Source organism: Armatimonadota bacterium, assembly GCA_013314775.1.
Classification (GTDB): domain Bacteria; phylum Armatimonadota; class Zipacnadia; order Zipacnadales; family JABUFB01; genus JABUFB01.
Genome location: JABUFB010000009.1, coordinates 243,606 through 257,320, shown reverse-complemented (window position 1 = coordinate 257,320; position 13,715 = coordinate 243,606). Strand labels below are relative to the sequence as shown.

The following is a 13,715-nucleotide window of genomic DNA, read 5'->3' as shown; positions in this document are numbered from 1 at the left end:
CGAACGGCCCGGGCGATGATCACCCGGGCCGTTGAGCGAGCGCAGCGTCGGTTGTCAGACGTTGCAAAGGTCGAAGGCGGCCTTGAGGGCGGGAAGGACTGAACCCTTCGCCCCGAACTCGTGGCCAACGAAGTACTCATAGCCCGTGTCCGCGATTGCCCGCATGATCGCTGGGTAATACAGCTCCTGGGTCTCGTCCATGTCCCGCCGGCCGGGATTGCCCGCGGTGTGGAAATGGCCGATATACTGGATGTTGTCGGCGACGGTGCGGATGATGTCACCTTCCATGATCTGCATGTGGTAGATGTCGTACAGGAGCTTGGCCCGGGGCGAGCCCACCATCTTGCAGACATGGACGCCCCACTTGGTGTGGTCGCACTGGTAGTCGTGGTGGTCAACCTTACTGTTGAGCAGCTCCATGTTCAGGTTGACCCCGGCCTCTTCCGCGTGGCCAATGACTTCAGACAGGCACTCTGCGCAGTTCTCGGCCCCGGTGATGTCGTCCATCCCGTTGCGGTTCCCCGAGAAGCAGATGAGCCCGGGGACGTTCCACTTGACTGCCAGCTCGATGCTTTCATGCAGTTCGTCCACAATTCGGCTCTTGTTCTCCGGCTTGTTCATGCCGTCGGTGAGCGTCCCGTGGCCGCTCATGCTGGCGATGCGGATTCCATACTTCTGGGTGAGGTCGAAGATCTGCTCGCAGTCCAGGCCCTCGCGGCTCCAGAATTCGATTGCGGCGAACCCGGTTTCGGATGCGAACTTGATGAGCTCCTCGAGGGTGATACCATCGCGCAGGTAGCACCCGAGGCAAAGGGACTGCTTGATTGAGCCCATGAGCATCTCCCGGCTTTCTGACGGTCGGGCCGTCGTGGTATGATACGCCCCGGGCCGCTAGGCCAGGGGTCAGCCCCCCATTCACGGCTGCATATCATACCACTGTTCGCGGGTGAACGGAATATTGGCTACCACAGCACCAATTCGCAGAATCCGACCGCTGCCTGGCTTGCTCGTCTTCCTGGCGGCGGCATCGGTTGCCCACGCGTATGACGTTACCTACCGCCGACCCATTGGGCCCGGCGTCGAATACACTGCCATCCGTCGGACCGAAGGCCCGTGGGAGATCCGGGTCTTCACCATCAACCGGGCCGAGGCCCAGATCCGGATGCAGATGGCCCCCGGTAAGGGCATGGTGAAAGGCGTCGAACGACTGTCCGGAATTATCGAACGAGAGACGAGAGAAGACGACTATGTGATCGCCGCCGCAAATGGCGACTTCTTTGTCATGGCTCCGGACCCCTGGGCCGGGACGCTCTGCGGCATGGCCGTGCGTGATGGCGAATTGCTCATGACCGCCCGGAACCGCCCGGCATTCGTCCTCCTGGAGGACTGGACGCCGCTCATCGGCGTCTTCGACACACAGGTGAAGCTGAAGACCCCCGCGGGTGTGATCCCACGCATCGGGTTCAACCAGAAGCCCTCGAAGGACATTGCCGTCGCCTGCACCGCGTCGTGGGGCTGGGACGGGGACGGCGGCTGCTGGATTGCGAAGATGGCCGGCCTGCCTGTGAAAGCTGACGGTAAATGGGAGGGGACTGTTACCGAGGTCGTCCCCCCCGGCAAGTCGCGAAGGCCGGGGCCGGATGAGGTCCTGCTGGCCGGCGACGGCTACGCCGCCGGGGTGCTTGAGAAGCTGGCCGTGGGACAGCCGGTGACTATCGAGACTGTGACAACGCCCGCGCTTCCGGGGAGCGTCCTGCTGGCAGTGGGCGGCAGCGGAGAACTCGTCAAGGGTGGCAAGCTCGTGGCCAATGAGGGACCGAAGCCGCCCCGACATCCCCGCACGGCCATCGGTTACAACGACAAGCAGATCATTCTGGCCATGGTGGACGGGCGCCAGCCCGGCTGGAGCATCGGCATGACATTGTCCGAACTGGCGTGCCTGATGCAGGAACTGGGCTGCACCGATGCCCTCAATCTCGACGGCGGGGGCTCCACCACCGCCTGGGTGCGTGGCAAAGTAGTCAACCGACCCAGTGACGGCCGCGAGCGGCTTATCGCCAATGGCGTCCTGGTGCGGTCCCTGGCGCCACGTGGCCCGCTGGCGCGACTGATCGTGAACCCGCCATCCATCGTGGCCCTCCCCGGCGCGAAAGTCCCCCTGGAACTGATTGGCACCGACGACTGGTATAATCCGGTGGCTGCGAAAGAAGCTGATTTCGTGGTGGTTGCGCCGGCTGGAGGCAACGGGAAACCAGTGCCCACCGCGACTCTCAAGGGTTCCGAACTCACGATCGGTCCCGGTCTGGGTGCGGGGGAGATCGAAATCCGTCACAGCAAGTCTCCTGCCTCCGCGAAGGTGCCGCTCAATGTGGTTGCCGGCTGCCCGAAGCTCCTGGTCTGGCCGTCTTCCGCGGACCTTGCGCCCGGAGACAGCGTGACCTTCGAGGCCCTGGGGCTCACGGACAATAATGAGCGGGTCTGGATGCCGGAGACCGCGCTGACGTGGTCGGTAGAGGGCTTCGGGGTGGTCCAGACCGGTCCGGCGACCTTCCGCGCCACCCAGGCGGGCGGCTCGGCAAAGGTCATCGCCCGGCTCGGAAGAGCGACCTGCGAGCTTCCGATACGCGTTGCCGGCGAGATGCTGGTGGAGGACTTCGAGAAGGGGGCTACGCTCAAGTTCGAGCGCTACCCGGACGACCCGGCGATCAGCGGCGGCATTCAGCTAAACACTGGCGATGCGGGCCAGGGCAAGCGCTTCTGCCGCATGAGCTATGACCTGGGCAAGCCCACCGCAACCCGGGCCGTCTATGCGCGCCTGGATAGGCCGGTTGGGGCCGCAGCTGCCGTTTCTCTCCTCGCAAGGGGTCGCAGCACCAAGCCGGTCTGGGTGCGAGCTGCGCTGGTGGATAAGGAAGGTACGCGGCACCTGGTGACCTTGAGCGAAGCATTGCCTGCCGGCGATGCCTGGACGCGGCTGGAAGCCCGCCTGCCCGCAGAGGCGAAAGGACCTTTGACCTGGCAGTCGGTATATGTTGTGGCTACTGCCGGCGAGACCTCTGCCGGTTACATAGACATGGATGATCTGCGCGTCAAATCCATCAGGGAGTGATCTCACGCATGGCCGTCTGCCCTCGTTGCAGCGCCGAACTGGCCCCGCAAAGTGTCGGCGGTGTGGAACTGGACGCCTGCTCTGATTGCGGCGGGTTGTGGTTCGATCCCGGCGAACTCGGCAGGCTCATGCAACAGGGTGCGGGTGATGCCCGGAACGCCGAGAATCTGGCCGAAGGCAGGCCTTCTCGGGCCCACGGTGGGGGGATGGCCTGCCCTCGCTGCGGGGTGACCCTGTACGAGTTCCAGTATGAGCACAGCCCGCAAGTCACGCTGAATGCCTGCCCCGAATGCCGCGGGGTCTGGCTGGATGACGGCGAACTGCAGGCACTGGCTTCGCGCCGGATCGCCACGCAGGAGACCACGGCTTCCTCTCCCCGCGCCAGATTGCGCCGGAATGTCCGGGCGGCCGCGTCGTTGATTCAGAAAGTGCCCTGCAGGCGCTGCGGGCAAGCGAACCCAACCTGCGCGCTGGTGTGCTGGGCTTGCGGGACGAACCTCACTGGACGCCGCGGAGCCATGCTCTGCCCCCGGTGCGATTCGCCGCTGGAGACCCGGGACGGCGCACCGGTTGCGGGCGACCTGGCTGACGCCAGACTGGACCTCTGCCGGGACTGCGGCGGGCTGTGGGTGTCGCGTGACACGCTGAGCACACTCGTGGCAGCCGCGGATGATGTGCTCCAGGCCTGGCAGGAGACCCTCCAGTTGCCTGAGGCGTCTCAGTCCCACGAGGACACCCGCGACGACGCCCTGGTCTGCCCGGTCTGCCAGGTGTTCCTGGACCGGCGCGCGTATGCAGGGGATGAGACCCTCTTCGTGGACCGCTGTCTTCGCTGCAAGGGCACCTGGGTGGACAGTGGCGAGCTCGTGCGCATGCGGGTCATCGCATTTGAGCAGGAAGAGTATGATGAGAGCCGCTTTTTCCAGAGGCCATCCGGGACGGACGGCGAATAGCTGCACATCGCAGTGTTCAGATTACCGCCTCTTGAGGGCGAGATGGAGGCAGTCAGATGGCAATCAGGGTGGCCGTTGTGGGAATGGGCGGCATCGGCAACAATCACGCCGGGTGCTACGCCGCCGATGACTTGTCCGAGCTTGTGGCCGTGTGCGACATCATCAAGGAACGCGCCGATAAGGCAGCGGAGAAGTTCGGGGTTCCAGCCTTTTACAGTGTCAAGGAGCTCCTGGCGGCGGGCATCGAGATCGACGCGGCCAGTGTGTGTTCGGCGGGAAAGGAGAATGGGGGAGACCACTTTGCCCCCACCATGGAACTGCTCGAGGCGGGCATCCCCACTCTTGGCGAAAAGCCGATCTCGAACAGTATCGAGGAGGGCAAACAGATGGTGGCCCTCGCGAAGCAGAAAAACATCCCCTACGCCATCAACCTCAACCACCGGTTCACGCCGGCGGCGCGACGGGCGAAGGAGTGGGTGGATGAGGGGCGTCTGGGCAAGCTGCACCTGCTCAACTTCCGCATGTGGATCAACAACCCCAACGAGACATCCGAATGGTTCCACCTGCGCGCCTTGCATCCGCATTCCATCGACGTCATGCGCTACTTCTGCGGGGACGTGACCCATGTCCACATGATCTGCATGAAAGGTGAGGGCCGGGGCATCTGGTCCAACGCGCACATCAACATGATGTTCGACTCCGGGGTCATCGGGCACCTTACCGGCAGTTATGACGCCGGCGGCTCGTATGGCCTGGAGCAGTGTGATCTCGTGGGGTCCGAAGGCCGGTTCGTCCTGGATGATGCTTGCGAGGTGCTCACGTACTACCCGCGGCGCTCGCAGCAAAAAGAGGTCTACTACTACCTGGGCGGGATGATGAGCTTCGGAGAGACTTTCGCCAGCCGCATCCACCGTTGGCTGGAGCAGCTCACCGAGGGCGTTGCACCGGACCAGATCGACGCGAAGGCCGAAGACGCCCTGCGTGCCCAGATGGTCATTGAGGCGGCGATCAAGTCCTGGGAGACGCGTTCCGCGGTGGATGTGGATTACAGCCTGTAGCCGTGACGGTCACGATAATGCGAGAGCCCGGTTCGCCGGGCTCTCCCTGATTCCGGCTACCGGATGTCGGGCCGGTTCGACTGGATCGCATACCGGCGCGCGCGCAATTCCGTGATGAACTCGTCCATTGTCTGCACCGGGCGGTCAAAGACGGTGTAGAACTGGCCGACCTGCACCACGCTGTGAGCGTCGCTGCCGGCCACTCCGAGAAACCCCCTGCACAGCACGGCCTGCCGCGCCTGGGCCACGTTGATGCGCGAGTGGTTCTGGTTGAAGATTTCGATGCCATCGACGTCCATCTCGTAGACCCGGTCGCCGGCGCCCATACCCTCGCGGAAGGGATGAGCCGAAATGCTCATCGCCCCCAGTTCCCGGGCTCTCGCGCAGGCCTCCTTGTACGGCGTCCAGATCTGCATCGGCGGCTCGTCTTCTGGTGCGCCGAAGATCAGCAGATCACCCGCATGGCGGCCGGTGCGGGGGTCGACGGTGGTGACTTCATATGCGCTGAGGACCACCAGACCGTCGGACGCGACCTCTCTGGCGATCTCCTGAAGTTCAGCAAGCGGCCACTGATAGTGGTGGTCGGTGACCACAAGGCCTGCAATGCCGAGTTCCGCGCAACGCGCGATCAACTCGCGTGCGGTCATACCCGAGCAGGCCGAATGTTCGGATGTATGTGAGTGTATTTCGAACGGGTACACGATGGAGGCTCCAGGAGCGAACGGGCAGTCAGTTAGAAACGTGGTTATACGACGATGATAGCACCGGCGCGGCGGGCAAGTCAAAGGCGAGGGAGAAAGGGGGCAAGACCAGGGGCTTTGTGGGATGCTCGCATGCCTCGTGTGTGGTCAGCGTCCGGTGCCCGCGGTGTTGAGGCCGTCCGCCTGTAGTCCCCGTCTATAGGCTGTCGCACGCTTCGCGGGCTTTGGGGCTACGGCTCGAGGCGAAGGGCATGCTGAACGCCACTGGGCAGCGCCGCCGGCATCCGCACCAGCCCTTCGTGGTCATCGTGCTCGCCGACGAGATTGCCACAGGTGAACGGTGGCGGATGAAGAACATCGCTTACAGAGCTTCCTCCCGGGGCTGCTTGCCAAAGAGCCCAATACCTGTCATCATCAGGGCTCATCAGACGGGACATATAGAATGTCCCCACCAGGAGGCCGCCTTTTGCCCAGATTCTTCGCCCTTACTGCTCTCCTCGCCGTGCTGGTGCCGTCTCTTGGCCAACAGACTGAATCTGCACCCCAGCAGGAACTCCAGCCGATCACCTTCGCCCTCCACTACAAGAACGCCGTATACACGGCGATTGTGGACCCGAACACCGGGAAACTGGAGTGCGTCTCAGACAACGACGGGTGCCAGTGGCGTGTCACGGTTGCCGAGCGACTGCGTTCCCTGGTGGACTTCGGAGCCGTCGCCACACCCGGCGGGCCCGTATTCATCTTCAGCCGGGACAACCAGATCAAGTATGCGCTCCTGCACTTCCAGTCGGGCAAGGCCGTCACGCCGATGGGGAACGCTCCGCTGTCAGGCGACATCGGCCCCGGGGCGCTGGAGAGTGCGGTCTTCGAGGTCGGGCAGTTTGGCGCGAAGGCGACAATCGAGGCGCGCGAGGCCGGAAAGAGGCGCACATACCGGTGGGACATCAACGTCCACGGGACCAGTAAGCAGCTTGAAGACCCGGTGACAACCGACGTGATCGATACCGTCACCCACGCGGGCACGGGTATCACCTTTTCGGCGCCTCGTGGCTTCCGCGCGCAACTGTCCGAAGATTCGGTAAAGTTCACCGGCCCCGTGCCAGGGGTCCGGATGATCCTCACCGCGGCCAATGCGGGGCTGGCACTGGATGCTTTCACCGAACAGTTTCTTGCCGAGTTCGCACCGGACAGCGGCTTCCAGGAGGAATCCCGGGACCAGATCAAAGTGGGCGGCACCTTGCCCGGGTACATCATCACCGGCCAGGGCCTTATTGGCGAGCAACCCGGCGGGTTCATGCTGCTGATCTTCACCCGCGGGAGCTGGTCATACGTGGCCGTCTTCGGCGCACCGCTGGACCGCTACGACGCCTACTTCGATGCCTTCCCGGCGCTGATTTCCGCGCTGGGGCTCCCTTGAGTCGGGCGTCGCAGGATTGGCGGCCCTGCGCGGCGAATTGTGGATCGCTGATGTTCGGCTCGCCGATAACCGTTGCCTCAGGGGGTCGCAGACATGCCGCGCATGACTAAAGTCCGGGACCGGAGTCTGCCCCGCTGGCTGGTGCTGACCTGTCTGCTGGGAATGCTGTGGGCTGCCGCCGCATTCGGACAGGATGCGCCGCCTGTCAAGGGAGTGCTGACCAGCATTGGCGAAGGCGAGGACATGATCCACGTCCTCAAAGTCTGGGGCACGCCCTACGAGATGGGCTATGCCCACGGGAAGCTGTGCGCCGAGAAGATCCGCGGGTTCTACACGCGCCTGACCATGGCGATGGCGCTGGGCATGGGAGTAGATATGAGCGTCCTGGATAATGCCTGGGCGCAGATGGAACCCTTCGTATCCGACCGGTACAAGCAGGAGATGAAAGGCCTCGCAGACGGCTCGGGCATCGACATCAAGATGGTTCAGCGCGCCCACGCCATCCCGGACCTGTCCGAGTTCCACTGCACCTTCTTCGCCGCATGGGGGAGCGCCACGGAAGACGGCAGCCTTCAGCAGATCCGGGCCCTGGACTACGAGACCCGCGCGGGGATCCAGGACGAGCCGGCCCTCATTGTGCAGATCCCCGATGACGCGAACGCTTTCGTGAACGTCGGGTGGCTGGGGTTCATTGGCGTCGTTACCGGCATGAACGAGGAGAAGATCGCGCTCAGCGAGATCGGCGACCATTTCGGCGATGACGTGGAGACCCTCGCCGGCGAGCCCATGCCCTTACTGATGCGCCGGGTGCTGGAGCAGTCCGAGAGCCTTGACGACGCATTGGCGATCTTCCGCGAAGCGAAGAGGACCAGCTCTTACCTCTACTGTGTCGGGGATGCGAAAATCCCCTCCGCGCGCAAGCTGCGGACCAGCAAAGCTTTCTGCGAAGTGCTCGGGCCGGACGACGGCGACATGAGGCTTCCTGACGTGGTATACTGGTCGATGGGTGCGGACTCGGTGAAGTGGAACACCAACGTCTACACGGTCTTGAAACAGAAGCATGGCCGGATTGATCCGCAGGTGGGCATGATCGACATCATGCGGGGACTGAAGACGGGGGACCTGCACGCCGTCCACTTCGACGTGGCCGGGCTCGAGCTTTGGGTGGCCAACGCCACCCCTGCCCCTGCCAACGCGCCCGGATATGACCAGGAATTCGTGCATTTTAGCTTTGCGGACGCCCTCGGCGCGTGCCGATACGAGGAATAGAAAACCCCCGGGGCCACTGAGCGCCCGGAGAACGCGCCACTGGAGAGGCCTGATGCATCACACCAGCCACAATCTACCAGCTCGGATCAGAGCACTGGGTGGGCTGCTGCTGGTTGTTACCAGCGCAGTCATCCTCGCCGGGTGCGGTGACAAGTCTGACGACCCCCTCGCCAAGGCCCGGCGAGAAGCCAGGCGTGCCCCGAAGTCCGCGGAAGCTCAGCTCGCGCTGGCCAAGGCCTATTCGGAACAGGGCATGCACAATGACGCTTTCGTCAGCTATCGCACGGCAATTGAGCTTGACCCCTCGAACGTTGCGGCGCGCATCGGTCTGGCTAAGACGGACCTGGAGCTAGGCAATGCCGAGCACGCCATCAAGGAACTGGGCGAGGTGCTCAAGCAGCAACCGGACAATGCCGACGCTCTGGACCTTCTCGGGCGAGCCTACATCCTCCGCCAAGATCCCGCGGAGGCTATCAAGGTGCTGGAAAAAGCCCTCGCCGCGGACCCAAACCACATTGACGCTGGTGTGGACCTTGTCTATGCCCACGTCCAGGCCAGGAACAAGGGCAAGGCGGTGGAATTGGCCTCAAAGCAGGCTGCACGGCATGCCAAGTCGGCACAGGTCCGATACACGTACGGAGATGTGCTGCTGCTCGCTGGGAGGCCTAAGGAGGCCGAGAAAGAGTTCCGCGCCGCTTTGAGCCTGGACCCGAATCACGCGATGGCGATGGTCCGGCTTGCGCGAGTCCTGCTGGAAAGGCAGAGCAATTACGAAGAAGTCCGGAAGCTTGGGCTCAAGGCTGCGGAAATCCAGCCAGGCGATGGACTGCCCGCGGCGATGGCGGCTGTTGCGCTGTTCAAGCTGGGCGATATTCCCGAAGCGATTTCGGAGATGGACGCGGTCTGCCGCGCCAATCCTTTCAACCCGGCTACCTGGACCATGTTTGCTGAAATGCTGGAGGCGTCAGGCCACAAGGAAGAAGCCAATCTGGCGCGGATGGAGGCCCTCAAGAACGCGCCGCATCTGGCACTCACCGAAGCCCAGCGCGAGGCCCTGAAGCGCCAGGCTGCAAAGGCCATGAAGAACGGAAGAGCCCCCTACGTGCAAGTGGACCCCAGATCGATTCTGGGCGAAGAGTCTGATGTCCTGAAGCGGAACGAGGAGACCAACCAGGCGGCGCTGGAGGCCGCCAAGCGGAAGAGGTAGCGGCCATGGAGTTCCTGTACCTGTCGCGCGCCGACGTTGAACGCCTTGCGCTCCCCATGGCCGAGATCATTCAGGTCGTTGAAGAGGGCTTTCGGCTCAAGGGCCTGGGACAGACCCAGATGCCGCCGAAAATCGCCGTCCATCCTCGAGGCGAGGGGACTTTCCTGCATGCAATGCCGGCGTATGTCGGCGGAAGCGTGGATGCCGCGTCGGTGAAATGGGTGGGCGGAGCGGATGATAACCACAAGCTGGGCTTGCCCACCATCAGCGGGCTTCTGATTCTCAACGACCCCGAGACCATGTTCCCGATCTGCGTGATGGACTGCATCTGGATCACGGCCATGCGCACAGGGGCTGCGAACGCGGTGGCCATGAAGTACCTCGGGCCGAAGAACGCCGAGCAGGCCGCGGTGCTGGGGTGTGGTGTCCAGGGGCGAAGCAACCTTCTGGCGATGACCACCCAATACCCCGGCTTGCGGGAGTGTCGGGCCTGGGACCCGAATCCCGAGGCGCTTGCGAAGTACGTGGCCGAAATGGGCGAGAAAGTAAGTTGCGATGTGATCGCGGTGGAGAGCGCAGAGAAAGCCGTGCGCGAGGCAGACGTGATCGTCACCGCAGGTCCCAGCCCGCGCGACCCCGAGCCCTATATCCCCTTCAACTGGCTGAAACCGGGAGCGATGGCGGCGCCCGTTGATTACAATGGCGCGTGGATGGAGGACGTGCTGACCGGCGTGGATCGCCTCGTTGTGGATGACCACGCTCAGATGGACTACTACCGGTCGAAGGGGTATTTCGCGAACACGCCCCGACCTGACGCCGATCTGGGCGAAGTAGTGTCAGGCAAGGCCCCCGGCCGGCAACGAGATGACGAGATCACGATGTCCATGTGCATGGGTATCGCAGTGGACGACTGCGTGACCGCGCGTCTGGTCCACGAGACCGCCGTGCAGCGCGGAGTGGGTATACGTCTGCCGCTGTAATCAGCCACAGGGCAGTTCGGGTGCTGAAGGGGAATTGGGCTGAGCGGTGAACTGTAAGTTCAGAGGCGGGGAACGAGAAGCACGCCCCCGCGCTGGGAGGGCCGGTATGCCGTCAGGCTGCGACGACACCGTGGAGGGACTCAAGGCTGAGGTGGCGTTGCTCGAGCGCCAACTCGCAGCGGTGGCGCGCCTCGCAGGCGAGTTGAGTTCCATCACGAAACTCGACGAGACGATCCAGGAAGCCCTGCGGGTCAGTCTGGAACTCGTGGATGCACACGCCGGTTCCATCATTCTGCACGATGAGAAGAAGGGCAAGCTGGTTTTCCGCTATGTCATCGGCGAAGCAGCCAATGACCTCATGGGCATGGAGTTGGAGACCGACCAGGGAATTGCGGGGGCGGTGTTCCATTCGGGCAAGACCCGTGTGAGTGAAGATGTCACCAAGGAACGGGACCACGACTCCGGTGTGGGGAAGAAGGTCCACTACCTCACACAGAATATGGTCACCGTGCCACTCAAGGCCCACGAAAACCGATGCATCGGGGTCATGCAGGTGCTGAACAAGTCCGATGGCCGGTTCAATGACCACGATGTGGCCACTCTTGACATACTCGGCGCCCAGGTTGCAGCGGCGATTGAGGCTACCCGACTGCAGGAGGAGGCGCGTCTCGCCCACGTCGTGCAGTTCATCGGCGACATCAGTCACGATGTGAAGAACATGATCACCCCCGTGCAGACCAGCGCGCAGACCCTTCTGTATATCGGGGAAGACGTGTTTAGCCAGTTTGATGAAGCGCTGGAGGCGGGTGAGTGCCCGGACGAGCTGAAGCAGAGACTCGCGGCCACAATCCAGGAGCTGCGGGATCTGTTGCCGGAGTTGGTGGAGCTGATGCTGGACGGCGCGGATACCGTCCAGCAGCGCATGGCGGAGATCTCGGCGGCAGTGAAAGGCATCGTTGCCCAGCCGCATTTCGAGAAGGCAGATATCACAGACGTGGTCCGGCGTGCAGTGGCTCTCCTGGAGCATCAGGCCGAGAAAGCCGGGGTGGCTTTGGGTGTCGAGGTCATAGGCGATGTGCCACAGTTTGCCGTGGACAAGAAGCAGATCTACAACGCCGTCTACAATCTTGTCTTCAATGCCCTGGACGCCTGTGACCCGGGCGCGAGTATCACGGTCAAGATCTCCGCGCAGCCCGATGGCGAGTTCCCGGAAGGGGGCTACTGCCAGGTTTCCTGCGTGGACACTGGCGCGGGGATGCCCGAACACGTACGGGCGAAGCTGTTCACGGTGGATGCCGTGAGTACCAAGCCGATGGGCACAGGCCTGGGCACGCAGATCATCAAGAACGTGGTGGATGCACACGGGGGCGTCATCAGCGTGGAGTCCACGGAGGGCGTGGGCACCACCATCACCCTCCGCATCCCGCTGGATCGCGAAGAGACCCCGGGGGCCGCGGAATCCTGAGTGTCTCTCTCAAGGAAAGGATCGACATGACCGGATTCGAGTATTTCAACCCTGTGCGCCTGCTGTTCGGCGAGGGCACATTCGGGCGCCTGGGAGACTGCATCCTTCCGGCGGAACGCCATGCTCTGCTGGTCACAGGTCGGGGGGCCGCGCGGAAACTGGGTTACATCGACCGCGCGGTGGAGATGCTGCAGTCCGCCGGCGCGGAAGTCACGGTATTCGATGAAATCCCGCCGAATCCCACGGATCAGGTGGTGGATCAGGGTGGGGCGCTGGCGCGCGAGATTGAGTGCGACGTGGTCATTGGCCTTGGCGGAGGAAGCGCCATGGATGCCGCCAAAGGCATTGCAGTGGCGGCAACCCATGACTTTCCGGTTCGCGAGTTCCTGGTGGCGGATTCCGCAGGCAACAAACGCGTGCCCACCGACAGCACGCTGCCGATTATCTGCGTCACCACCACTGCAGGGACGTCTTCTGAGCTGACGCCTTTCGCGGTCATCACCACCCTCGAGGCCACGCAGAAGAACGCTATCGGAGACCCGCACTGCTATGCGCGCGTGGGCATCTGCGACCCGGAGCTGACGTATGCGGTGCCTGCCGAAGTCACCGCCGCCACGGGCGTGGACATCCTGTGTCATGCGGTCGAAGGGTATGTTTCCACCAAGGCAGGGCCACTCACGGACAACGCGGCCGAGCAGGCGATTTCGCTGGTGGGCAGGTATCTGCCGCGCTTGATGGGCGACCTCGAGGACAGGGAAGCGCGGCATTACATGTCTCTGGCCAATGTGTTCGCGGGGATCACGCTGTCCAACTGCGGCGCCAATATCATGCACGGGCTCGAACACCCGGTGAGCGCCCACCTTCCAGAGGTTGCGCACGGGGCGGGGCTGGCCTCGTTGCTGGTTGCCTACGCCCAGACCTGCCACGGAAACGCGCCGGAGAAGTTCGCTCGCATCAGCTTGCTCCTGGGCGGCCCCGATGATCCCGAGGCGACCGCGGGGGTATTCGAAGCCCTGCTGCAGAAGGTGGGTCTGGATATGGGGCTGAGCAATCTCGGAGTGGATGCCGGAATGCTGGATACACTCGCGGACGACGCCCTGCGCTACATGGGCGGGGCGATCAGCACCGCGCCCGGTTGCCCGGGCAAGGATTGCCTCCTCGCTATCCTCCAGGCGAGCCTGTAACCGGCTCGATTGGCCTGAAGGCCGCAACCATGCAAGGCGAACCCAGTATTGCGGCGATCCTGCCATACCTTGCGGCGCCGGCGGCGCTTTTCCTGGTGTTGCTTGCTCTCGCCCGGAGACGGGGGGCGAGCTGGACCCAGGTGCAGGTGTCCTTCGGCGCTGCGATGCTTGGCGCGTTCCTGACCGTGACAGGCTGGTCTTTTGCCTCGTATCTTTCCGGCGAAACCCTGAGTGCGTGGCGGATTCTGGGCTCCGAGTTGCTCGTGTCTGCCGTCTGCGGTCTCACCGCTTACTTCGCAGCCATGCCGATCGAACGCGACCTTACCGAGGAACTGCGCGAATCCGACCGGCGCGGCACCCCGTGAACCCCCG

General features: G+C 63.4%; 12 protein-coding genes. 10 read left to right on the top strand and 2 right to left on the bottom strand.

The window, feature by feature from the left end:
• Window positions 1-54: 54 nt before the first annotated feature.
• On the bottom strand, window positions 55-834 hold the full coding sequence (locus HPY44_12410; GenBank protein NSW56806.1) for a sugar phosphate isomerase/epimerase: 780 nt from the start codon (window positions 832-834) through the stop codon (window positions 55-57).
• Between the two features lie 124 nt (window positions 835-958).
• Between HPY44_12410 and HPY44_12405 the strand changes: the two genes are divergently transcribed.
• From HPY44_12405 to HPY44_12395, 3 genes are read left to right on the top strand one after another with little or no spacing between them, the layout of a single operon-like run.
• Window positions 959-3,109, top strand: coding sequence for a phosphodiester glycosidase family protein (locus HPY44_12405; protein NSW56805.1), 2,151 nt, complete (start codon window positions 959-961; stop codon window positions 3,107-3,109).
• Between the two features lie 8 nt (window positions 3,110-3,117).
• A complete protein-coding gene (locus HPY44_12400; GenBank protein NSW56804.1) occupies window positions 3,118-4,062 on the top strand; it encodes a zf-TFIIB domain-containing protein in 945 nt (314 codons plus the stop codon).
• A 56-nt stretch (window positions 4,063-4,118) separates the two neighbouring features.
• Complete coding sequence (locus HPY44_12395; protein ID NSW56803.1) at window positions 4,119-5,120, top strand: Gfo/Idh/MocA family oxidoreductase; 1,002 nt, start codon at window positions 4,119-4,121, stop codon at window positions 5,118-5,120.
• Window positions 5,121-5,176: 56 nt separating this feature from the next.
• Here the strand turns inward: HPY44_12395 and HPY44_12390 are convergent, their stop codons facing one another.
• A complete protein-coding gene (locus tag HPY44_12390) occupies window positions 5,177-5,821 on the bottom strand; it encodes a PHP domain-containing protein (protein NSW56802.1) in 645 nt (214 codons plus the stop codon).
• Between the two features lie 466 nt (window positions 5,822-6,287).
• On the opposite strand from HPY44_12390, the gene HPY44_12385 reads away from it, so the two are divergent.
• The 7 genes from HPY44_12385 (at window position 6,288) to HPY44_12355 (ending at window position 13,708) form a co-directional block, all read left to right on the top strand.
• Window positions 6,288-7,238 carry a hypothetical protein gene (locus HPY44_12385; GenBank protein NSW56801.1) on the top strand — a complete coding sequence of 317 codons (951 nt, stop codon included), beginning with the start codon at window positions 6,288-6,290 and terminating at the stop codon, window positions 7,236-7,238.
• Window positions 7,239-7,331: 93 nt separating this feature from the next.
• Window positions 7,332-8,507 carry a hypothetical protein gene (locus HPY44_12380; GenBank protein ID NSW56800.1) on the top strand — a complete coding sequence of 392 codons (1,176 nt, stop codon included), beginning with the start codon at window positions 7,332-7,334 and terminating at the stop codon, window positions 8,505-8,507.
• Between the two features lie 52 nt (window positions 8,508-8,559).
• Entirely contained in the window at window positions 8,560-9,714 is a 1,155-nt protein-coding gene (locus tag HPY44_12375; protein ID NSW56799.1) for a tetratricopeptide repeat protein, read from the top strand.
• Window positions 9,715-9,719: 5 nt separating this feature from the next.
• Entirely contained in the window at window positions 9,720-10,694 is a 975-nt protein-coding gene (locus tag HPY44_12370; protein NSW56798.1) for an ornithine cyclodeaminase family protein, read from the top strand.
• Window positions 10,695-10,800: 106 nt separating this feature from the next.
• Window positions 10,801-12,159, top strand: a complete 1,359-nt coding sequence (locus tag HPY44_12365; GenBank protein ID NSW56797.1) for a GAF domain-containing sensor histidine kinase — start codon at window positions 10,801-10,803, stop codon at window positions 12,157-12,159.
• A gap of 26 nt (window positions 12,160-12,185) precedes the next feature.
• The gene (locus HPY44_12360; protein NSW56796.1) at window positions 12,186-13,343 is read left to right on the top strand and encodes an iron-containing alcohol dehydrogenase; all 1,158 of its coding nucleotides are present in this window, start codon (window positions 12,186-12,188) and stop codon (window positions 13,341-13,343) included.
• A 29-nt stretch (window positions 13,344-13,372) separates the two neighbouring features.
• Entirely contained in the window at window positions 13,373-13,708 is a 336-nt protein-coding gene (locus HPY44_12355) for a hypothetical protein (protein ID NSW56795.1), read from the top strand.
• Window positions 13,709-13,715 lie beyond the last annotated feature (7 nt).

Bases quoted from the DNA above. Each gene is read 5' to 3' on its own strand.
- HPY44_12410 (NSW56806.1), bottom strand. From the start codon at position 834: ATGGGCTCAATCAAGCAGTCCCTTTGCCTCGGGTGCTACCTGCGCGAT.
- HPY44_12400 (NSW56804.1), top strand. From the start codon at position 3,118: ATGGCCGTCTGCCCTCGTTGCAGCGCCGAACTGGCCCCGCAAAGTGTC.
- HPY44_12395 (NSW56803.1), top strand. From the start codon at position 4,119: ATGGCAATCAGGGTGGCCGTTGTGGGAATGGGCGGCATCGGCAACAAT.
- HPY44_12380 (NSW56800.1), top strand. From the start codon at position 7,332: ATGCCGCGCATGACTAAAGTCCGGGACCGGAGTCTGCCCCGCTGGCTG.
- HPY44_12375 (NSW56799.1), top strand. From the start codon at position 8,560: ATGCATCACACCAGCCACAATCTACCAGCTCGGATCAGAGCACTGGGT.
- HPY44_12370 (NSW56798.1), top strand. From the start codon at position 9,720: ATGGAGTTCCTGTACCTGTCGCGCGCCGACGTTGAACGCCTTGCGCTC.
- HPY44_12365 (NSW56797.1), top strand. From the start codon at position 10,801: ATGCCGTCAGGCTGCGACGACACCGTGGAGGGACTCAAGGCTGAGGTG.
- HPY44_12360 (NSW56796.1), top strand. From the start codon at position 12,186: ATGACCGGATTCGAGTATTTCAACCCTGTGCGCCTGCTGTTCGGCGAG.
- HPY44_12355 (NSW56795.1), top strand. From the start codon at position 13,373: ATGCAAGGCGAACCCAGTATTGCGGCGATCCTGCCATACCTTGCGGCG.